The organism is Kitasatospora sp. NPDC001660, from assembly GCF_053596725.1.
The window spans coordinates 54,503-74,740 of record NZ_JBSFGU010000027.1; the positions used below are offsets into that span (position 1 = coordinate 54,503).

Genomic DNA, 20,238 nt, shown 5'->3' on the forward strand with positions numbered 1-20,238 from the left:
GATGAGACCTCCAGCGCGCGATGGTCCGCCGGATCGGCGGGGGCCATCGGAAACGTGCCAACGACTGGCGCCTATTCTCCCTGGCCCCCGGGGGTGCTCGGGACCACCTCCCGGGTAGCCTCCCGGGCCGCTTTCCGGGCCGCTTTCCGGACCGCTTCCGAGCCACCTCGCGGACCGCTTTCCGGACCGCTCAGTCCGAGGCCATCCGCTCCAGCAGGCCGGTCCGGGCGGCCACCGCCGCCGCCTCCAGCCGGGTCCGCGCGCCGAGCTTCATCAGCACCCGCTGGACGTGCGTCCGGGCCGTGCTCGCGGCGATCCGCATCCCGGCGGCGATCGCCGCGGTGTCCTCGCCGTCCGCGATCCGGGCCAGCACCTGCACCTCACGGCGGGTCAGCAGGCGCAGCAGCCGGACGGCTTCGTCGTCCGGCTCTGCGGCCGGGCGCAGCAACTGGTCGAAGGCCCCGCGCAGCACGTCCACGGCCACCGCGGCCTCGCCCGCCCGGGCCCGTCCGATCGCCCGCTCGACCACTTCGATCCGCTCGTCACTGGGCACGTATCCCGCCGCCCCGGCTGCGAACGCCCCGGCCACACCGCGCAGTTCGCCCACCGGCCCGAGCACGATCACGGCCACCTCGGGCCGCTCCCGACGGATCCGGCGCAGCCCGTCGAACGCCCCCGGCTCGGCCGGCGCGGCCACGCCGAGCAGGCACACCTCGGGCCTGCGCCCGGTCACCAGGTCGGCGGCCACGCCCGCCGGCGAGCCGACCGCGAGCACCCGGTGGCCGCGCAGCTGGAGCGCGGTCGCGAGTGCCTCGGCCAGCAGCCGGTGGTCGTCGACCACCACGAGTCGAACGCCCATGACGCCTCCCGGTCGGGGTCCGGCTCGCGCCCGCACCCCTCGGGCGGGCGGCCGATGACGCACCATCACAGCGCATTCCGTACCCGACCCGCTAGGCCGTCAGGCGTGCCGGCGCGACCGCGGAAACGCGAAAGACCCCCGCCGTGGGCGAGGGTCTTTCAGTGGAGCCCCCATGCGGAATCGAACCGCAGACCTTCTCCTTACCATGGAGACGCTCTACCGACTGAGCTATAGGGGCTTGCCGGGTGTTTCACCGGGCCGGTCGAACAAGGAAGACATTACACGGCCGTCGACCCGAAAGGGAAATCGGCCCCGCTCCGCCCCTCGGCGACCTCACGCCTCGGTGTGCGCCTGGTCGAACGCCTCGCGCGCCGCGACCATCTCCGGGGTGCGCCGTTCCGTCCACCGGCCCAGCGGCGCCAGCAGCCCGGCCAGCTCCACGCCGAGCGGCAGCAGCTCGTACACCACGCGGGGCGGCGTCTCCGGGTGGACGGTACGGCGCACCAGCCCGTCCCGCTCCAGCGTGCGCAGCGACTGCGTGAGCATCTTGCGGCTGACCCCGTCGACCGCGCGCTGCAGCCCGGAGAAGCGCTGCGGGCCGCACGCGTCGAGGCTCATGAGGATCAACATCGACCACTTGTCGACGAGTTCGGCGAACATCGCCCGGCTCGGACAGAGCTGTGCGAAGACGTCGAGCGCCGGATCGACGCCCGCGCCACCGTTGTCGCCGGCCTCTCCAACCCCGGCGCCACCGCTCATCCCGGTCTCCGCGTCACCGCACACCACGGCCGGCACCACCTCCGGCCCGGCCCCCGACTGGTCCCGCTCGGCCCGGATCCGCTCCTGCGTAGTCATGCCGTCCAGGCTACCGGGCAGGTCTCCGATCCACCCTTGGTAACTTTTGGAGACTTGGTCTATATTGGAGACCAATGGATGGGGGTGCGCCACGCCGCCCCACCCGCCCCTCCCGCACGCACAACCGCCATCGCTTGTGCGCACACCGTTCGTACACGCCACCCGCCCAGGAGTGCCCCGCATGACCGCCATCCGCCCGACCGTCGCCATCGCCTTCCACTCCGGCTACGGCCACACCGCCGTCATCGCCGAGGCCGTCGCCCGCGGCGTCTCCGCCGGTGGTGCCGAGGTCGTCTCGATCGCCGTCGACACCATCACCGACGAGCAGTGGGAGCAGCTCGACGCCGCCGACGCGATCATCTTCGGCTCCCCCACCTACATGGGCACCGCCTCCGGCGCCTTCCACGTCTTCGCCGAAGCCACCAGCAAGCGCTGGTTCGGCGACGCCTGGCTGGACAAGGTCGCCGCCGGCTTCACCAACTCCGCCTCCAAGAGCGGCGACAAGGCCAGCACCCTCGGCTTCTTCCAGACCCTCGCCGCCCAGCACGGCATGAACTGGGTCAACCTCGGCCTCAAGCCCGGCTGGAACGCCACCACCGCCAGCGAGGACGACATCAACCGCCTCGGCTTCTTCAACGGCGCCGCCGCGTCCTCCCCGTCCGACGCCGGCGCCGAGGCCGTGCACAAGGCCGACATCGCGACCGCCGAGCACCTCGGCGAGCGCGTCGCCAAGCACACCGCCGTCGTCGTGGCCGGCCGCGCCGCCCTCGCGGGCTGAGTATTTTCTTCTCTCCATCGACTACGCCCTGTCGACTACGCCGCCGGATCCGCCCCGAGGAGGGGCGCCCGGCGGCGTTCGCCGTCCAGGTCGCCCAGCTCCACGCCGGACGTCTCCGGCAGCAGCCACAGGCACAGCAATGCCACGGCACCCAGCCCCGCCGCGTACCAGCCCGCCGGCTCCGCCGTCCCGTACGCCTCGGTCAGCCGCGTCGCCACCAGCGGGGTCGTCGCGCCGCCGACCACCCCGCCGAGGTTGTACGTCAAGGCCGCGCCCGTGTAGCGCACACGAGTCGGGAACAGCTCCGGCAGGAACGCCGCCAGTGGCCCGAACAGGCACCCCAGCACGACCATCGCCCCCGCGAGCGCCACGAACACCAGCGGCCGGCGCACCGTTTCCAGCAGCGGGAACAGCACGAGCGACCACGCCATCGCGAGCCCCGTCGCCCCCATCAACGTCCGCCGCCGCCCCCAACGGTCACTACGGCGCGCGCTCACCCACACCGTCGCGCCCATCCCCACGGCGCCCACCAGCAACATCGCCAGCACCAGCGTGCTCGGCACCCCGAGCCCGGCCGTCGTGTACGCGAGCGCGTACGTGGTGGTCAGGTAGAACAGCGTGTACCCCACGGTGATGACCCCGCACCCCACGAGCACCGTGCGCCAGTGCCCCCGGAGCACCTCCACCACCGGCAGCCGTTCACGCTGTTCGGCCGGCTGAAACATCGGGCTCTCCTCAACCCTCAACCGAACGAACAACCCCACCGCCACCAACCCCAACGAGGCAACGAACGGAACCCTCCACCCCCACTCCCTGAACGCCCGTTCATCCAGCCCGAGTTGGAGGATGAGAAACCCCGCGTTCGCGAGCACGAACCCGATCGTCGGCCCCAGTTGCAGAAACGCCCCGTACCACCCCCGCCTCCCCGCCGGCGCATTCTCCGCGATCAGCAGGGCCGCCCCACCCCATTCCCCGCCCAACCCGACGCCCTGACACACCCGCAGCACCACCAACACCACGGGCGCCCACCACCCCCACATCGAGAACCCCGGCAACACCCCGACCGCCGCAGTCGCCAGCCCCATCAGCAGCAGCGACACCACCAACGTCGTCTTCCGCCCCCGCCGGTCCCCGAAGTGCCCGAACACCACGGCCCCCAACGGCCGCGCCAGGAACGCCACCGCGTACACCGAGAACGCCGCCAACAGCGCCCCCACGGACCCCAGCCCAGGAAAGAACACCTCCCCGAACACCAACGCCGCCGCAGTCCCATAAACAAAGAAGTCATAGAACTCGATCGCCGTCCCGATCAGCGCCGCACCCGCAGCCCTCCGCACACCACCCATAACCACCCACCCTGACCACCCACCCCCACCCCCGCCCAGCCCCCACCCGAGTGACCCGGGCGCACGAAGCTGAGTAGGACTACTCATGCACACGACCCGCGCCCCTGGCAGACTTCCGAAACCACAACAACAGTTCGAGCAGGGCTCATTCTGCTGGGCGGAAGGCTGCGGGCAGAGCGCCCAGTTCATCGCTAGCCAGATCCCGGCCGAGACCACGAAGATCACCGAGGCATGCAGTCAAGCCGCTTCCGGTCTGCAGGGGGCTACTTCGCCCAAGTGGTAGCCGCCTTGCCGCAGCCGGTCACCACCATTACCGAGAACGACAGCGACAGCTTCTACTTAAAGAACGACGCCCCCTCCGAGGAGGACGGTCGCGTGAACACCGGCACCGAAAAGAAGTTGTCGGGCTGCCGTTGGAGCGGCATCCAGACTACTTTGCGGCGTTCTGTTCCCAGATTGAATCCATGGGGTTCAAGCCGACCCCTGACTCCGCCCTGGCTGCCGACTACCTCGCGTCCGGGTTCTCTCCCGGCGGTACTGGCGGCTCGTACGACGGCGGAGACATCGGCACCGGCGGCACGAACTCAGCCGGCTGATCCACCACTCGGCGCTTCCGCGCCACGAGGAACACCACAACACCCACCACCAGTACCAACCCGACCAGCCCGGCGAGCGCGATCGGCAGCACCGCACTGCCCGAATCAGACGCCTTGTCCGCGCTGGACGCCGCCGACGGCGAACCGCCATTGGCGGATGCCGCCGGCGCTGCAGCGGGCGACGTGGCCGGGGCGGAAGGGGCAACGGACGACGGCGAAGCCGAGGGCAGCGGAGCCGTCTTGCTCGGAATCGGATACACATCCGCCGGCCCCGGATCGCCCGGCGCGGTCAACGCAATGCGGGGCCGTACGGTGCCATACCCGACACCGTCATTGCGGTTGGAACCGTCCGTCGGCTTACCCGCCGTGTTGATGAGTACTCGCAGGACCTGGTTTGCCGTCCAGTCGGTGTGCACAGCCCACACCAATGCCGCCGAGGCGGAGACCAACGCAGTCGCAGCGGACGTGCCATGGCCCTTGCAGTAGCCCGTAGGCTCAGTGCAGGCCTGGATGATGCCCATCCCGGGTGCCACTAGATCTACCTGCGGCCCCTGCTGGGACTCAGCAGTTGTCGTTGAGTTCTTATCGACGGCTCCAACACCGACGACGTATGGCAAACCGCCCGGATACTCGACCAGATTCCCGTCCTGTGCACTGTTCCCGACACTGGCGATGACCAGCGAGCCCTTCGCCGCCGCACGTGCAAGCACGCCGTTCAGCTTCGCCACGCTGTCGGGGGACGTCGCAGCTGCGGCCATTCCCTGTGAGATATTGATGACCTTTGCACCTTGATCGACCGCATAATCAACGGCCTGTCCAATCTGATCAAGAAAGACAGCCGAGGAAACCGCATGCCCCTGGATACCGCCGTTGATCTTCACTGGAAGGACTTTGGCGCCTGGGGCCAGGCCATAGGCACCCGTGCCCCCCATGCCCTTGCCTGACCCGGCGATAAGGCTCGCCATCGCCGTACCGTGGCCGTCGGAGTCAGCCCCAACCCCACCAGGCAATCCACTAAAGTCCTTTCCAGGCAACAGTTGCCCGACCAAGTCCGGGTGATCGAACTTGAATCCACCATCAATCACGGCAACTGTGATGCCTAGCCCGGTCGAGACCTTCCACATCTCCGGCGCATGCATCGCGTCCAGATGCCATTGATCATCACGAATCGGACCATCCGCAGCCGCTGAAGCCACGACCTGGCCAACCACAAGACTGGCTGCCAGGAACGCTCCGGCGAAGACCCGCCCGGGCACTTGTCTATTCATCCGCCGCATCACAACTCCTCGCCTGTCTCCCCGTCAGCCGAGCGCTGTGCCCCGGACAGGTCTGCCCGGCCGTCGGGATCTCCCAACGGCCGGGCAGTCACTCCAGTTCTACTCAACCACGTTCGGGTTGCTGTGCGGTGTACCGGTGGTCCAGGTCTCCTCGTCTTCACGCAGATAGTCGGCCCGCTGGCGGCGGTCGCCGCCATTCCTCCCTGCCCCGCCCCCGTGCATGCCCGGTGCCATCATGCCGTTCTGGCCGGAGCGGGCCGCCCCCTCGGCGGCCCCAGCCCGCCTGCGCAGGCCGGTTCCACCAGGAGTGAATTCACCACTGACGGATGGGCCTTTGTGTCCTCCAACAATCCCGCCAGGAGTCGAGGTCAGACCTCGGCCTCGTGTGCCCCCACCCGAACCGCCTACTCCATGGCCAGTCATCCCGGGGTGCATGCCACCCGTCCCAGGCATGCCGGATGCCCCTGCACGACCCGGCTGGGCCTCACGCGAACCGAAGACGGTCCCGGTGGGCAGCCCAGGCGTACCAGTCTTCCCAGGAAGGGAACCGCCGTCGAAGGGGGCTGGACGACCGGGAACCGAACTGCCGCTCTTACCTGTAATCGAGCCACCACTCCTCGCTGGAACCGCCCCGCTCTTCGCCGGGAAGCCACCCGCCGGAACCGGACCAGCGATCGGGAAACCGGGGTTGCCTCCGCCGCGCCCGGGCCCACCCGAGCGCCCTGGGGACCCTCCCAGACCGTCGAATGGCAGGTTCCCACCATCGACGGGACTGACCGAACCATTCTGGCCTGGCAGGGACGGAACGGTCGGCAAGCTGTCGAGGCCTGTACCAGGACGGTCGATGGGAACCGATGGGGCCGACGACGGGGTTGAGGCACCTTGCTCCTGCGGCAGCGGTCCGTATCCGCCGCCGTGCGAAGGGATCGGATCGATGTGCCCCAGCGCATCCGGTCCCTGCGTGCCCGACGCTGGCTGGCGGAGCGCCATCGAGCCGCCGCTATAGCTTCCGCCCACGGGGGAATAGGCAACACCTTCACTGCCACTGCTCCCACTCGGGCGACGGACGACGCCGCCCGGGTGTGCAGATCCCCCACCACCTCCCGAGTAGCCAACGAGGCCCTCCCGATGCTGATCTTGACCCGGCGTCCCCGGCAGGCTCGGTTCTTCCAGCGAGTTCAGCGTCGCGCCGGCGGCAGAGTACGCCTGTGCCAGCTTCTCCATCTGGCGGATGGCTTCCTGGTGTTCTCCGTCGATAGTCGCCTTTGCCATTGCGGCCCGATCGTCACTGATCCAATCTCCATCGCGCTTCAGAGACTGGCCCAAAATCGGCGAGCTCCCATCAGACGGCGGCCCATGTCGCTGACTCATGGCCGTGGCAAGCAAGGTGATTTCCACTCGCGGAGGTTCGGGAACGGCGACCTTTGCGAGGCTGAGCGCCTCACCGGCCTGGTGCATCGCATCGCCAGCCTTGCTGGAGTAGTCGCCGAGCAGTGCAGCCGACTCCTGAAGGTTGCCGGCCCAGGTCTTGAAGCTCTCTGCAGCAGGCCCTTCCCAGCTGACCTTCTCGACGTGCGACTTGAGCGCTGCGCTGAGGTCCTTCAGGACCTGACCAGCCTCCTTCAGCTGATGGCCACGGCTCCACACCACCGACGCATCCGCATTCCGGACCATGTCCCTGAGCTGGGCGTGGTCATAGCCGTCGAAGTTCGTTACGCCTGCCACTACTTGCTCCCGCCGTCAGTCAATCTGGCGCCTGCATTGCCGTCACAGCCCCTGGGTGCTCTTGAGCGCCGACCTGCCTGCCTCCGCCGCCTGGGCGCCGCCGCCCAGGTTCGTCGCCGCAGCCTTGTGTGCGGCAGCGGTTGTCTCCTCGTTGCCCGCGTAACTGCCGACTGTCTTCGCGACCGCCGTCTTCATCGCCTCGATCTGGGCGGCGAAGTCCGTGTGGAGCTTGACGAGTTGGGTGTGCACCTTGTCGTAGGCAGCCATCAGCGCGACCGACTCCACCACATGGTCGCTGTACGCGCCGCTGATCAGAACCTTCCCCGTCAGCTTCTGCTCCTGCAGCTTGCCGGGCGCCGCCGCCGATCCTTCCATCGTCTGCAGCAGCGCCTCGATCTTGTTCGCGAACGTCGTGAGCGTGTCGAGCTCCACCTTGACGTCGTGCTTACCGAAGGCAGTCACCAGGTCGGGAACGCTGGGCAACTCCAGCGGTACAGCAGGATCGTCCGACTTCGGCCTCGGGCCCGGCGGAACCTCACCCGGCACAGCACACCACCTCTTCCCCCGCTGCGGATGGCGATCCGCAACACATCGTCAACTTCCCTGCCTCGCAGTCGCAGTCGGTAACCAGGCGACCCCGTTTCGCAGCTTACCGGCGGGGCGATCGTAGCCAGGACCCCTGTCAGCCTTGCCCCGCCTGGACGCGATCGGTACGAACGGGCCCCGCCCGACCCGGTAGACTCGCGGCGTACGCCCCGATCTGCCGCGCAATGTCGCACAGCAGCGACCCCCGGCCGCAGAACGGACGTGATCGCATGCCGTCGCAGACCCCCGCCACCGCCTGGTGGGCTCGCGCCGTCCGCCCCTCCCGGCCTCCGCTCCCCCTCGCGCTGATGGTGCGCGCCGCCCTCGGGATGGCGGTGCCGCTCACCGCCGGCCTCCTGGCCCACCGGCTCGACCTCGGGGTGTTCGCCGGGCTCGGCGCGATGCACGCCACGATGAACGACCGCGCCGAACCGAACGGCCTCCGGGCTCGGCGGATCGGGACGGCCGTCCTCGCGTCCGCGCTCGGGATGCTGATCGGAACGGCCCTCCAACGCGCACACGTGGACGCCGCCGCCCTCGGCATCGCGCTGACCGTCACCGCCTTCGCCGCCGGCGCCCTGAGCGCCACCGGCCCGCGCGGCTCTGCCGCCGGGATGCTGCTGCTGGTGTCGGCGGCGCTCGGCAGCGGCATGCCGCTGCCCCGTCCCTGGTGGGCGGCGGGGCCGATGATGCTCACGGGCGCGGCATTCATCTTCGCCCTCGGCCTGCGCCCCGCCGCCGACCCGCGCAACCGCGCGCTCGCCGCCGCGTACGACGCGCTCGCCCGCATGCTGGCCGATCTCGGCACGCCACAGGGTGCGGTCTCACGCCGGGTGTTGACGGCACGGCTGAATCAGGTTCAGGACCTGATGACGAAGAAGGAGACCGATCCGCGGTACGACGCCGCCCTCGCCGCCACCGAGGCGGCAACCGGCCTGCTCTGGGCCCGTCGCCCCGTCCCGCCCGAAGTCGCCGACGTCCCTGCCCGCCTCGCGCGCGCCATGGAGCACAACGGCGGCGAGGTCGACGTCCCGGCCTGGCACCCCGACACCCCCGCCCGCCAGGCCCTGGACGCCGCCCTCCGCACCGCCGCGGACACGGTGGCCGGACGGGACGTGGAGATCAGCACCGCGCCCGCACCCCCGCCCGACCCGTGGCGGCTGCGGGCGAAGCTGCTGTCCCGTGCCTCGACCGGGTACGGCCTGCGCGTGGCGCTCTGCATCGCCGTCGGCCAGGCCGTCACCGCCAACTACCCGCTCAGCAAGAGCTACTGGCTCCCGATGACGATCGCGTTCGTACTCAAGCCGGATCTCGGCTCGGTGTTCCTTCGCGCGGTGAGCCGCTCGATCGGCACCGTGCTCGGCGTCGCGCTGACCGCGGCCGTCGTGAGCGCCACCACCGACCAGTGGATCCTCACCGCCATCGCCGCGCTCTGCGTGGCCCTGCTCCCGTACGCGACGGCGGCGCACTACGGGCTGACCACCATCGCCATGACCCCGATGGCGCTGATCCTGCTCCAGCTCGGCGGCCAGAGCAGCGCGGCCGAGTTCTGGCCGCGGGTGCTGGACACGGCCCTCGCGAGCGCGATCGTGCTGCTCTTCGGCTACCTGCTGTGGCCGGAGCGCCCGCGCCACCGCATCGAGCCCCGCCTGGTCGACGCGGCGACCGCGCTCCGGGCCTACCTGGACTCGGTGGCCGGTGACGCCCGCCGCGCCGAGGTGTGGCTGCGCCGTACTGCCTACCGGTCGCTCGCGGACGCCCGCCAGGAGGTGCTGCAGGGGCTCGCCGAACCGCCGCCCACCGGCCGGCTCGCCGAGCAGTGGCTGCCGGCGACGGCGGCGCTGGAGCGGCTGGCGGGCGCGGTGGCGGCGTACGCGGCGCAGATCCGGTACGGCGGCCGGGTACCCGACCAGGAAGAGGTCGACCGGGTCCGCCGGGCCCTGGACGACCTGACCGCCGCAGCCCGCGCGCACCGCCCGCCGACGGCCGCGGCACCCGGCCCCACAAAGCCGCACGACCCGACGCGAAGCGCGCTGGGTCGTGCGGCGGACGAGCTCGAAGTCCTACTCGCCGGCTAAACCTGCTCGGCCAGCTCCAGCCAGCTCATCTCCAGCTCCTCCTTCTCCTCCCGGACGGCGCGCAGCTGCGCGTCCAGCTCCGCGACCTTGGAGAAGTCGGCGGCGTGCTCGGCGAGTTGGGCGTGCAGCTTGGACTCCTTCTCGTCCAGCTTGGCGATCTGCCGCTCCAGCTTCTGCATCTCCTTCTTCGCCGCCCGCAGGTCCCCGCCGGACAGCCCGGAAGCAGCGGGGGCGGCCTCAACCACGGGAGCAGCCGCGACCGGAGCAGCGGAGGCTGCCATCCGGGCCCGGCGCTCCAGGTACTCGTCGACTCCCCCCGGCAGCATCCGCATCCGCTTGTCGCCGAGCAGCGCGTGCACGACGTCCGTGGTCCGCTCGATGAAGAACCGGTCGTGGCTGATGACGATCATCGAGCCGGGCCAGCCGTCGAGCAGGTCCTCCAGCTGGTTGAGCGTCTCGATGTCGAGGTCGTTCGTCGGCTCGTCCAGGAACAGCACGTTGGGCTCGTCCATGAGCAGCCGGAGCAGCTGGAGCCGCCGCCGCTCGCCGCCGGAGAGGTCGCCGACCGGCGTCCACTGCTTGTCCTTGCCGAAGCCGAACTGCTCGCACAGCTGGCCGGCGCTCATCTCCCGGCCCTTGCCGAGGTCGACGCGCGATCGCACCTGCTCGACGGCCTGGAGCACGCGGGTCTCCGGGTCCAGCTCCGCGACCTCCTGGGACAGGTAGGCGAGCCGGACGGTCTTGCCGACCTTGATCACACCGGAGTCCGGCTGCACGTCGCCCTCGGAGGCGTACGCGTCGCGCAGGGCGCGCAGCAGCGAGGTCTTGCCGGCGCCGTTGACGCCGAGCAGGCCGATCCGGTCGCCGGGGCCGAGCTGCCAGGTGAGGTTCTCCAGGAGCAGTTTCGGGCCGGCCTTGACGGTCACGCCCTCCAGGTCGAAGACGGTCTTCCCGAGGCGCGCGTTCGCGAACTTCATCAGCTCGGACTTGTCCCGGGGCTCCGGCACGTCGGCGATCAGGGTGTTGGCCGCCTCGATCCGGTAGCGCGGCTTGGAGGTGCGGGCGGGGGCGCCGCGGCGCAGCCAGGCGAGCTCCTTGCGGGCCAGGTTCTGGCGCTTCTGCTCCTCGACGGCCTCGATCCGGGAGCGCTCGGCGCGCGCGAAGACGTAGTCGGAGTAGCCGCCCTCGTACTCGTGCACGGTGCCGCCCTGGACGTCCCACATCCGGGTGCAGACCTGGTCCAGGAACCAGCGGTCGTGGGTGACGCAGACCAGGGCCGAGCGGCGCTTCTGCAGGTGCTCGGCGAGCCAGTTGATGCCCTCGACGTCGAGGTGGTTGGTGGGCTCGTCGAGGACGATCAGGTCGGGTGAGCCGAGCAGCAGCTTCGCGAGGGCGATCCGGCGGCGCTCGCCGCCGGAGAGCGGGCCGATGACGGTGTCCAGGCCGTCGGCGAAGCCGGGCAGGTCGAGGCCGCCGAAGAGGCCCTCGATGATGTCGCGGATGCGGGCGTCGCCGAGCCACTCGTGGTCGGCCCGGTCGGCGATCACCTCGTGCCGGATGGTGGCCTCGGGGTCGAGCGAGTCGTGCTGGGTGAGGACGGCCAGCTGGAGGCCGCCGTTCCAGGTGATCCGGCCGCCGTCGGGTTCCTCCAGCTTGGCGAGCATCCGGATCAGCGTGGTCTTGCCGTCGCCGTTGCGCCCGACGACGCCGATCCGGTCGCCCTCACTGACGCCGAGGCTGACCCCGTCCAACAGGGCGCGGGTGCCGTAGACCTTCGTGACGGACTCGATGGTGGCGAGGTTGACGGCCACGTGTGCTGCGCTCCTGGGTTCGGCGGTCGCGGGGCGGTCCGCCGTTCACGGCCGGGCGCCCCTGTCGGGGACGCCCCGATCTCCCCAGCCTAATAGGCCGGAACGAGCACCCTCACCCCCGTTTGCGCGACCGCCGCCCCCGTTTACGCGACCGCCGCCCCCGGCACGGGCCCGTACGTCGCGTGTGCCGTCCGGCAGGTACCGGACGCGCGCAGCGCCGCGGCGACGGCAGCGGCGCCGTCCGCGTCCTTGGCGAGGAAGGCGCAGGTCGGCCCGGAGCCCGAGACGAGCGCGCCGAGCGCGCCGGCATCGGTGCCCGCCCGCAGCGTGTCCGCGAGCGCGGGCCGCAGCGAGAGGGCGGCCGGCTGGAGGTCGTTGGCGAGCGCGGCGGCGAGGGCGACGGCGTCCCCCTCGGCCAGGGCCGCGAGCAGCGCCGGGTCGGCGTCGGGGGTGGGGACGTCGGTGGCGCTGGACCCGGTGCCGGCCTCGTCGCGGAGGCGGTCGCACTCGCGGAAGACCGCCGGAGTGGAGAGACCGCCGTCGGCGACGGCGAAGACCCAGTGGAAGGTGCCCTCGACCGGGAGCGACTCCAGGATCTCGCCCCGGCCGCGGCCCAGCGCGACGCCGCCGAGCAGGGCGAAGGGCACGTCCGAGCCGAGTTCGGCGGCCAGCTCCAGCAGCGTTTCGAAAGGCGTGTCCAGCTTCCACAGGGCGTCGCAGGCGACCAGTGCCGCCGCGCCGTCCGCGCTCCCGCCCGCCATGCCGCCGGCGACCGGGATGGCCTTGGCGATGTGCAGGTGCACCCCGGGGTCGGCGATGCCGTGGTGGGCGGCGAGCAGCCGGGCGGCGCGGGCCGCGAGGTTGCTGTCGTCCAGCGGGACGACGGCGGCGTCCGGCCCGGAGCAGGTCAGCGTGACGCCCTCGCCCGGGGCGGCCGTGACCTCGTCACCGAGCGCGACGGCGAAGAACACGTTGGCCAGGTCGTGGAAGCCGTCGGCGCGCAGCCCGCCGACCCCCAGCTGGACGTTGACCTTGGCCGGCACCCGTACGGTGATCACGCGGAGTCCTTCTCGCTCTGCTGGGGCTTGTGCTCGGCGATCGCGGCGAACTGTTCCACCGTCAGCATCTCGCCGCGCAGCTTGTGGTCGATCCCGGCGGCCGCGAGCGCCTGCTCGGCGCCTGCGGCGGAGCCGGCCCAGCCGGCCAGGGCGGCCCGGAGGGTCTTGCGCCGCTGGGCGAACGCGGCGTCGACCACCGCGAACACCTCCTCGCGGCTCGCGCTGGTCTTCGGCGGCTCGCGGCGGATCAGCGAGACGAGCCCGGAGTCGACGTTGGGGGCGGGCCAGAAGACGTTCCGCCCGATGGCGCCGGCCCGCTTCACGTCGGCGTACCAGTTGGCCTTGACCGACGGCACGCCGTACACCTTGTTGCCGGGCTTGGCGGCGAGCCGGTCGGCGACCTCGCTCTGCACCATGACCAGCGTGCGCTCGATGCTGGGGAAGGTGGCCAGCATGTGCAGCAGGACGGGCACCGCCACGTTGTACGGGAGGTTGGCGACGAGCGCGGTGGGCGCCGGGCCGGGCAGCTCGGTGACCTCCATGGCGTCGCTGAACACCAGGTCGAAGGAGTCCGCACGGCCGGGCATCCGGGCGGCGACGGTGTCCGGCAGGTGCTGCGCCAGCACCGGGTCGATCTCGACCGCGGTGACGTGCCGCGCGACCTCCAGCAGCGCGAGCGTCAGCGATCCGAGCCCGGGCCCGACCTCGACCACGGAGTCCTCGGCCGTCACCCCACCCGCCCGGACGATCCGCCGCACGGTGTTCCCGTCGATGACGAAGTTCTGCCCGCGCTGCTTGGTCGGCTTCACGCCGAACGCGGCCGCCAGCTCCCGGATGTCGGCGGCGCCCAGCAGGTGGCTGTCGGCATGGCTGTCAGAGGTGGGGTCGGTGGTGCTCACGCGCCAAGGATACGGGCGCGGGAGGACCTCACAGTTCGACGACCTCGGCGAGGTCGATCTCAGTACCCGAAGGCCCGCGCCGTGTTCTCCGCGATCGCTGCCGACAGCTCGTCCTCGTGCAGCCCCAGCGTCGCCGCCATCGACCGCACCGTGACCGGAATCAGGTACGGCGCGTTGGGCCGACCCCGGTACGGGTGCGGGGTGAGGAACGGCGCGTCCGTCTCGACCAGGACGCGGTCGAGCGGGGTGACCGCGAGGGCGTCGCGCAGCGGCTGGTTGGCCTTGAAGGTGACCGGCCCGGCGAAGGAGAGGTACCAGCCGTGCTCGGCGCACACCTTGGCCATCTCGGCGTCGCCGGAGTAGCAGTGGAACACCACGCGCTCCGGTGCGCCCTCCTCCAGCAGGACGGCGATGACGTCCTCGTGGGCGTCGCGGTCGTGGATGACCAGGGCCTTGCCGTGCCGCTTGGCGATCTCGATGTGCCGGCGGAACGACTCCTTCTGGATCTCCACGCCCTCGGGCCCGGTGCGGAAGTAGTCGAGGCCGGTCTCGCCGACGGCGCGCACCTGCGGCAGCGCGGCGAGCGCGTCGATCTCGGCGAGGGCCTCCTCCAGCGCCGCCGCGCCGCCGGCCGGGCGCTGCTGCCCGGACCAGCCGTCGGGGTCGCCGAGGAAGATCCGCGGCGCCTCGTTGGGGTGCAGCGCGACGGCCGCGTGGACCTGCTCGAACTGGGCGGCCAGCTCGGCGGCCCAGCGTGAGCCGGGCACGTCGCAGCCGACCTGGACGACGGTGGTGACCCCGACCGAGGCCGCGCGGGCCAGGCCCTCCGCGGGCGTGCCGGACTGCATGTCCAGGTGCGTGTGCGAGTCGGCCACCGCCACCGCCAGGGGTTCCGGCAGCGGCGGCGGGGTCGACCGGTCGTCGTCCTTCTTCGGCATCAGGAGGCGGGCTTCCCCTCGGCGGGCTTCTCTTCGAGGCGCGGGAAGAGGATGTCGCCCTTGGTGACGGTGGCACCGACGGGCAGACGGCCCCAGTCGGCCACGGTGGCGACGGTCTGCGCGGACAGCGCACCCAGCCCGGCCGCCTCCGCCCCCAGCGAGGCCCACAGCTTCTCGGCCGTGGACGGCATCACCGGGTTGAGCAGGACGGCGGTGGCGCGCAGCGACTCGGCGGCGGTGTAGAGGATGGTGGCGAGGCGCGCCCGGCCCTCCTCCGAGTCGTCCTTGGCGACCTTCCAGGGCTCCTGCTCGGTGATGTAGCCGTTGACCTGCTTGACGAACTCGAAGATCGCCGCGAGGCCGCCCGCGAAGTCGAGCTCCTCGCCGATCTTCCGGTCGGCCGTGGCGACGGCGGCGGAAAGGCCCGCGGCGACGGCCTGCTCGGCCTCACCCGGAGCCGCGGCCGCCGGCAGCACACCGTCGAAGTACTTGCCGACCATCGCGGCGACGCGGGAGGCCAGGTTGCCGAAGTCGTTGGCGAGTTCGGAGGTGTACCGGGCGGTGAAGTCCTCCCAGGAGAACGAGCCGTCGGTGCCGAACGGGATCGCACGCAGGAAGTAGTACCGGTAGGCGTCCACGCCGAAGTGCGAGGTGAGGTCGGTGGGCGCGATGCCGGTCAGGTTGGACTTGGACATCTTCTCGCCGCCGACCATCAGCCAGCCGTTGGCGACGACCCGCTTGGGCAGCGGCAGCCCCGCGGCCATCAGCATGGCGGGCCAGATGACCGCGTGGAAGCGCAGGATGTCCTTGCCGACCAGGTGGACCGAGGCGGGCCACAGCTCGGCGAAGCGCTCCGGGTCGCTGCCGTAGCCGGCGGCGGTGATGTAGTTCTGCAGCGCGTCGACCCACACGTAGAGGACGTGCTTCTCGTCCCAGGGCAGCGGCACGCCCCAGTTGAAGGTGGAGCGGGAGATCGAGAGGTCCTTCAGGTCCTGCTCGACGAAGCGCAGCACCTCGTTGCGGGCCGAGGCGGGCTGGATGAAGTCCGGGTTGGCGGCGTAGAACTCCAGCAGCTTCGGTCCGTAGGCGGAGAGACGGAAGAAGTAGTTCTCCTCCTCCAGCCATTCGACCGGCCGCTTGTGCACGGCGCAGAGCTTCTCGTCCTCGGTGGCGCCGTCGAGCAGTTCGGCCGGGAGCTTGAACTCCTCGCAGCCGACGCAGTACGGACCGGAGTAACCGCCCTTGTAGATCTCGCCCTTGTCGTACAGGTCCTGGACGAATTCCTGCACGCGGTCGGTGTGCCGCTGCTGGGTGGTGCGGATGAAGTCGTCGTTGGCGATCTCCAGGTGCTCCCAGAGCGGCTTCCACGCCTCCTCGACCAGCTTGTCGCACCACTCCTGCGGGGTCACGCCGTTGGCCTCGGCGGTCCGCATGATCTTCTGACCGTGCTCGTCGGTGCCGGTCAGGTACCACACCTTCTCGCCGCGCTGGCGGTGCCAGCGGGTGAGGACGTCGCCCGCCACGGTGGTGTACGCGTGGCCCAGGTGCGGGCGATCGTTGACGTAGTAGATCGGGGTGGAAACGTAGTACGCCGGGGCGCTCGCCCCGGTGGTGCTGTGGTCTGCAGTGGCCGCCATGGTCGGAAAGCTTAGTCGTGCACGGGAGCGACCCTCGACCGTGTTCCAGGGGCGAGACAGCGGGACGCGGGAGCACCGGGGCCGCCCTCGGCCCTCACGGGAGGGCGGCCCCGCTGCGCACCCCCGGTGTCAGCCCAGCAGCCGCGACCAGAACCGGGCCCAGCGTCCGCGCGGCTTCACGGGCCCGGGCACCGCGGGCGCCCCGGCCGGCTCGGCGTGCGCCGGGTAGCCGGGGGCGTGCTGCCAGGGCTGGTCGGCGACGGCCACCCGGCCCTCGCGCATGATCCGGACGGTGTGTCCACCACACCCCGGGCAGGTCGGCTTGAGCAGCGGGGACGGTACCCGGACACCGTTGGCGTGGTACTCGAACACGACGTGGCCGTCCCTGGCGACGTGGTGCTCGATGTCGTACGCCTGCTCCCACCCGTACCCGCACTTCAGGCACGCGAAGGAGTAGGCCTCCCGTACGGTCTCGACGGGAGTGTGCGGCCGTCCGGCCAGGCCGGGGTCGCTCAGCGCGTTGCCACCGAGGGGGCTACCGATCATCTCGCTCATAGCCGTCTCCCAGCGCCCGCCGAGCGCCCGCCCGGCTGGGTCTTTCCATTCCAGGAAATGCCCGGACCGCCCCTGGCGATGCCCTGCTTGTGAAGACTTGGATGCGGGTTGGGGATCCCTATACGGAACGTCGGATCCTTTGCGGGAACCGCGGCCAAAGCTTCAGCTCAGTGGGTGTTTACCGGGGCCTTCATTCCAAGGTACGACTCACCGCCCGCCACGCAACCCCCGGGAATTCACCCCTTTATCAAACCGGCGTCCGCCGGTCCTTCTTCCCGGCTCCGAACCGTATCTCCCCGCCCGGAGCCGTCCTTCTCCACCGCCTGAACCCACACCCCGGAGCGTCCTACTTCCCCGCCCCGGAACCGCCCCTCTTCGCCGCGACGACCGCGTCGAACACCTCGCGCTTGGGCAGCGACAGCTCCGCCGCGACGGCCGCGATGGCCTCCTTGCGGTGCTCCCCGGCCTCCTCCCGGACGGCCACCAGCCGGGCCAGCTCGGCCGGCGTGAGCTCCTGCGGCGCGGCCGGCGGGGCCCCCGCGACGACGACGGTGATCTCGCCCTTGACGCCCTCGGCCGCCCAGGCCGCCAGCTCGCCGATCGGGCCGCGCTTGACCTCCTCGTAGGTCTTGGTCAGCTCCCGGCACACCGCCGCGGGCCGCTCGGGCCCGAACGCCTCGGCCATCGCCGCCAGCGCCTCGGCGATCCGGTGCGGCGCCTCGAAGAAGACCATGGTGCGCGGCTCGGCGGCGATCGAGGCGAGCTGCCGGGCCCGGTCGCCGGTCTTGCGCGGCAGGAAGCCCTCGAAGGTGAAGCGGTCGACGGGCAGCCCGGACAGGGCGAGCGCGGTCAGCACCGCGGACGGCCCGGGCACCGCGGTCACCTTGACGTCGGCCGCGACGGCCGCGGCGACGAGCCGGTAGCCGGGGTCGGAGACGGACGGCATGCCGGCGTCCGTGACCAGCAGCACCCGGGCGCCGCCGAGCAGCGCCTCGACCAGTTCGGGGGTGCGGCCGACCTCGTTGCCCTCGAAGTAGGAGACCACCCGCCCGGCCGGGGTCACCCCGAGCGCCTGGGTCAGCCGGCGCAGCCGCCGGGTGTCCTCGGCCGCGATCACATCCGCGGTGGCGAGTTCGGTGAGCAGCCGGGGCGGGGCGTCCGAGACGTCGCCGATGGGGGTGCCTGCGAGAACGAGTACTCCTGTCACGGACCCCATCCTTCCAGCCCGCGCGCTTATGGTGACGAACCGGGCAGCTTCCGAGGGACCGGACACGCGTACGGACACCGCCCCTACGATGTGGCGGATGAACGGCGACACGGCGGCGCAGACGCCCACTGGCACAGACCACTCCGCGCAGGGCGGCGGCGGCGCGGCGGACCTGCCGTCCGGTGCCGTGCCCGCCGCCGTCCCGGCCCCGCGCCCGCCCGAGACGGACCGGCCGGAGGCGGACCGACCGGAGGGGAACCGACCACAGGAGGATCAGGCCGACCGGCCCGCCGCCTGGCGACAGCGCCTCGCCGGCTTCGGCTACGCGCCCCGCCCGGCCGCGCCGCTCGCCGAACGCCTGGTGCCGCCGATGCCGGACGGGCCCGGGGTCACGCCGGACGACGTCCCGCCGTCACCGCTGCTGCTGCGCCTCGGCGTGTCCGTGCCGCCGGCCCTCTGGTCGTGGCTGTGCCGCTGGTCGGGCTGGCTGGGCCCGGTCGCGGTGGCGCTGTTCGCCGGGATCCTGCGGTTCACCGACCTCGGCCAGCCGCACGCGATCATCTTCGACGAGACGTACTACGCGAAGGACGCGTACGCGCTCTGGCACGGCGGCTACGAGATCAACTGGCCGGACGGCGCCAACGACCAGATCATGAAGGACGGGACGGCCCCCTACCGCCCGATGGCCGGCTACGTCGTCCACCCGCCCGTGGGCAAGTGGATCATCGGCTTCGGCGAGTGGGTGTTCGGGATGAACCCCTTCGGCTGGCGCTTCGCGGTGGCCCTGCTCGGCACCATATCCGTGCTGATGATCGCCCGGATCGCCCGCCGCCTGTTCCGCTCCACCCTGCTGGGCTGCGTGGCCGGCCTGCTGCTCTCGGTGGACGGCCTGCACTTCGTGCTCAGCCGCTCGGCCCTGCTGGACCTCGTGGTGATGTTCTGGATCCTCGCCGCCTTCGGCTTCCTGATCCTGGACCGGGACCGCGCCAGGGCCCTGCTGGCGGCCAGGCTCGACGGCGTCGCGAACGCCGCACTCGCGCAGCGGGTGCACCTGGGCTGGCGCCCGTACCGGATCGCGGCCGGCGTCTGCGTCGGACTGACCTGCGCGACCAAGTGGAGCGGCCTGTACGTCGCGGCCGCCTTCGGCCTGATGACCGTGCTGTGGGACGCGGGCGCGCGCCGCCTGGCCGGCGCCCCGCGCCCGTACCTCGCGGCGCTCACGCGGGACGCGCTGCCCGCCTTCGTCTCGATCGTCGTGGTCTCGCTGGGCGTCTACATCACCTCGTGGTGGGGCTGGTTCGCCAGCAGCAGCGCGCCCGGCCAGGGCGGCTGGGGCCGCGACTGGGCGGCCGGCCGGAGCACCGACTACCCGTGGATCCCGGAGGGCCTGCGCGCCCTGTGGCACTACCACTCCACGATGTACGACTTCCACACCCACCTGACCGACCCGCACACCTACCAGTCGAACCCGTGGAGCTGGCTGGTGCTGGGCCGGCCGGTGTCCTTCTACTACGAGTCCCCGAAGACGGGCCAGGACGGCTGCACCGCGGCCGAGTGCGCCCGCGAGGTGCTCGGCCTCGGCACCCCGCTGCTCTGGTGGGCGGCCTGCGTCGCCCTGGTGTACTGCCTGTGGCGCTGGGCGGCCCGGCGGGACTGGCGGGCCGGTGCGCTGCTGTGCGGCCTGGCGGCCGGCTACCTGCCCTGGTTCGAGTACCAGCAGCGGACGATCTTCCTCTTCTACGCGGTCGCCTTCGTCCCGTTCCTGGTGCTCGCGGTGACGATGATGGTCGGCGCGATGATCGGGCCGCCCGGCGCCTCCCGGGACCGCCGGATCATCGGCTCCGCGTCGGCCGGCCTGCTGATCCTGCTGATCGTCTGGAACTTCCTGTTCTTCTTCCCGCTGTTCTCCGGGCAGACGATCCCGATGGACGACTGGCGCCAGCGGATGTGGTTCAACAGCTGGATCTGAGCCCGCCGGCCCGTCCGGCCGTCCGGTTCTGCCACCCGGTCCTGTCATTCGGTCCGATAACCGGT

15 protein-coding genes and 1 tRNA gene are annotated in these 20,238 nt (G+C 71.3%); 3 read left to right on the forward strand and 13 right to left on the reverse strand.

What is annotated here, in order from left to right:
• Positions 1-190: 190 nt before the first annotated feature.
• From ACWCXH_RS25885 to ACWCXH_RS25895, 3 genes are all read right to left on the reverse strand, one after another.
• Positions 191-859 (reverse strand): LuxR C-terminal-related transcriptional regulator, encoded by a 669-nt coding sequence (locus tag ACWCXH_RS25885; protein ID WP_449803867.1) that lies wholly within the window; start codon positions 857-859, stop codon positions 191-193.
• A gap of 162 nt (positions 860-1,021) precedes the next feature.
• Positions 1,022-1,097 (reverse strand) — tRNA-Thr (locus ACWCXH_RS25890).
• A 95-nt stretch (positions 1,098-1,192) separates the two neighbouring features.
• Positions 1,193-1,714, reverse strand: coding sequence for a winged helix-turn-helix transcriptional regulator (locus tag ACWCXH_RS25895; protein WP_449803868.1), 522 nt, complete (start codon positions 1,712-1,714; stop codon positions 1,193-1,195).
• Positions 1,715-1,895: 181 nt separating this feature from the next.
• Here ACWCXH_RS25895 and ACWCXH_RS25900 point away from each other — a divergent pair, with 181 nt between their 5' ends.
• The gene (locus ACWCXH_RS25900; RefSeq protein ID WP_449803869.1) at positions 1,896-2,492 is read left to right on the forward strand and encodes a flavodoxin family protein; all 597 of its coding nucleotides are present in this window, start codon (positions 1,896-1,898) and stop codon (positions 2,490-2,492) included.
• Positions 2,493-2,527: 35 nt separating this feature from the next.
• Here the strand turns inward: ACWCXH_RS25900 and ACWCXH_RS25905 are convergent, their stop codons facing one another.
• The 3 genes from ACWCXH_RS25905 to ACWCXH_RS25915 form a co-directional block, all read right to left on the reverse strand.
• On the reverse strand, positions 2,528-3,838 hold the full coding sequence (locus tag ACWCXH_RS25905; protein WP_449803870.1) for an MFS transporter: 1,311 nt from the start codon (positions 3,836-3,838) through the stop codon (positions 2,528-2,530).
• Between the two features lie 505 nt (positions 3,839-4,343).
• Positions 4,344-5,702, reverse strand: a complete 1,359-nt coding sequence (mycP, locus tag ACWCXH_RS25910; RefSeq protein ID WP_449803871.1) for a type VII secretion-associated serine protease mycosin — start codon at positions 5,700-5,702, stop codon at positions 4,344-4,346.
• A gap of 1,776 nt (positions 5,703-7,478) precedes the next feature.
• On the reverse strand, positions 7,479-7,982 hold the full coding sequence (locus tag ACWCXH_RS25915; protein ID WP_449803872.1) for a hypothetical protein: 504 nt from the start codon (positions 7,980-7,982) through the stop codon (positions 7,479-7,481).
• 269 nt (positions 7,983-8,251) lie between these two features.
• Between ACWCXH_RS25915 and ACWCXH_RS25920 the strand changes: the two genes are divergently transcribed.
• Positions 8,252-10,099, forward strand: coding sequence for an FUSC family protein (locus ACWCXH_RS25920; RefSeq protein WP_449803873.1), 1,848 nt, complete (start codon positions 8,252-8,254; stop codon positions 10,097-10,099).
• Here ACWCXH_RS25920 and ACWCXH_RS25925 read toward each other — a convergent pair.
• The 7 genes from ACWCXH_RS25925 to rsmI form a co-directional block, all read right to left on the reverse strand.
• Positions 10,096-11,910: an ABC-F family ATP-binding cassette domain-containing protein gene (locus ACWCXH_RS25925; RefSeq protein ID WP_449803874.1), complete on the reverse strand. Its 1,815-nt coding sequence runs from the start codon at positions 11,908-11,910 to the stop codon at positions 10,096-10,098. The two genes, ACWCXH_RS25920 and ACWCXH_RS25925, sit on opposite strands and share 4 nt — an antisense overlap.
• A gap of 143 nt (positions 11,911-12,053) precedes the next feature.
• Positions 12,054-12,968, reverse strand: coding sequence for a 4-(cytidine 5'-diphospho)-2-C-methyl-D-erythritol kinase (locus ACWCXH_RS25930; RefSeq protein WP_449803875.1), 915 nt, complete (start codon positions 12,966-12,968; stop codon positions 12,054-12,056).
• On the reverse strand, positions 12,965-13,867 hold the full coding sequence (gene rsmA, locus ACWCXH_RS25935) for a 16S rRNA (adenine(1518)-N(6)/adenine(1519)-N(6))-dimethyltransferase RsmA (protein WP_449803876.1): 903 nt from the start codon (positions 13,865-13,867) through the stop codon (positions 12,965-12,967). Before rsmA ends, ACWCXH_RS25930 begins: the two co-directional genes overlap by 4 nt.
• Before the next feature lie 59 nt (positions 13,868-13,926).
• Positions 13,927-14,805 carry a TatD family hydrolase gene (locus tag ACWCXH_RS25940; RefSeq protein WP_449803877.1) on the reverse strand — a complete coding sequence of 293 codons (879 nt, stop codon included), beginning with the start codon at positions 14,803-14,805 and terminating at the stop codon, positions 13,927-13,929.
• Positions 14,805-16,442: a methionine--tRNA ligase gene (gene metG / locus ACWCXH_RS25945; protein WP_449803878.1), complete on the reverse strand. Its 1,638-nt coding sequence runs from the start codon at positions 16,440-16,442 to the stop codon at positions 14,805-14,807. Before metG ends, ACWCXH_RS25940 begins: the two co-directional genes overlap by 1 nt.
• Before the next feature lie 129 nt (positions 16,443-16,571).
• Positions 16,572-16,997 (reverse strand): hypothetical protein, encoded by a 426-nt coding sequence (locus ACWCXH_RS25950; protein ID WP_449803879.1) that lies wholly within the window; start codon positions 16,995-16,997, stop codon positions 16,572-16,574.
• Between the two features lie 346 nt (positions 16,998-17,343).
• Positions 17,344-18,204, reverse strand: a complete 861-nt coding sequence (rsmI, locus tag ACWCXH_RS25955; protein ID WP_449803880.1) for a 16S rRNA (cytidine(1402)-2'-O)-methyltransferase — start codon at positions 18,202-18,204, stop codon at positions 17,344-17,346.
• 97 nt (positions 18,205-18,301) lie between these two features.
• Between rsmI and ACWCXH_RS25960 the strand changes: the two genes are divergently transcribed.
• Positions 18,302-20,173 carry a dolichyl-phosphate-mannose--protein mannosyltransferase gene (locus tag ACWCXH_RS25960; protein WP_449803881.1) on the forward strand — a complete coding sequence of 624 codons (1,872 nt, stop codon included), beginning with the start codon at positions 18,302-18,304 and terminating at the stop codon, positions 20,171-20,173.
• The last annotated feature ends 65 nt before the right edge of the window (positions 20,174-20,238 follow it).

Bases quoted from the DNA above. Each gene is read 5' to 3' on its own strand.
- ACWCXH_RS25885 (WP_449803867.1), bottom strand. From the start codon at position 859: ATGGGCGTTCGACTCGTGGTGGTCGACGACCACCGGCTGCTGGCCGAG.
- ACWCXH_RS25895 (WP_449803868.1), bottom strand. From the start codon at position 1,714: ATGACTACGCAGGAGCGGATCCGGGCCGAGCGGGACCAGTCGGGGGCC.
- ACWCXH_RS25900 (WP_449803869.1), top strand. From the start codon at position 1,896: ATGACCGCCATCCGCCCGACCGTCGCCATCGCCTTCCACTCCGGCTAC.
- ACWCXH_RS25905 (WP_449803870.1), bottom strand. From the start codon at position 3,838: ATGGGTGGTGTGCGGAGGGCTGCGGGTGCGGCGCTGATCGGGACGGCG.
- mycP (WP_449803871.1), bottom strand. From the start codon at position 5,702: ATGAATAGACAAGTGCCCGGGCGGGTCTTCGCCGGAGCGTTCCTGGCA.
- ACWCXH_RS25920 (WP_449803873.1), top strand. From the start codon at position 8,252: ATGCCGTCGCAGACCCCCGCCACCGCCTGGTGGGCTCGCGCCGTCCGC.
- ACWCXH_RS25940 (WP_449803877.1), bottom strand. From the start codon at position 14,805: ATGCCGAAGAAGGACGACGACCGGTCGACCCCGCCGCCGCTGCCGGAA.
- metG (WP_449803878.1), bottom strand. From the start codon at position 16,442: ATGGCGGCCACTGCAGACCACAGCACCACCGGGGCGAGCGCCCCGGCG.
- ACWCXH_RS25950 (WP_449803879.1), bottom strand. From the start codon at position 16,997: ATGAGCGAGATGATCGGTAGCCCCCTCGGTGGCAACGCGCTGAGCGAC.
- ACWCXH_RS25960 (WP_449803881.1), top strand. From the start codon at position 18,302: ATGAACGGCGACACGGCGGCGCAGACGCCCACTGGCACAGACCACTCC.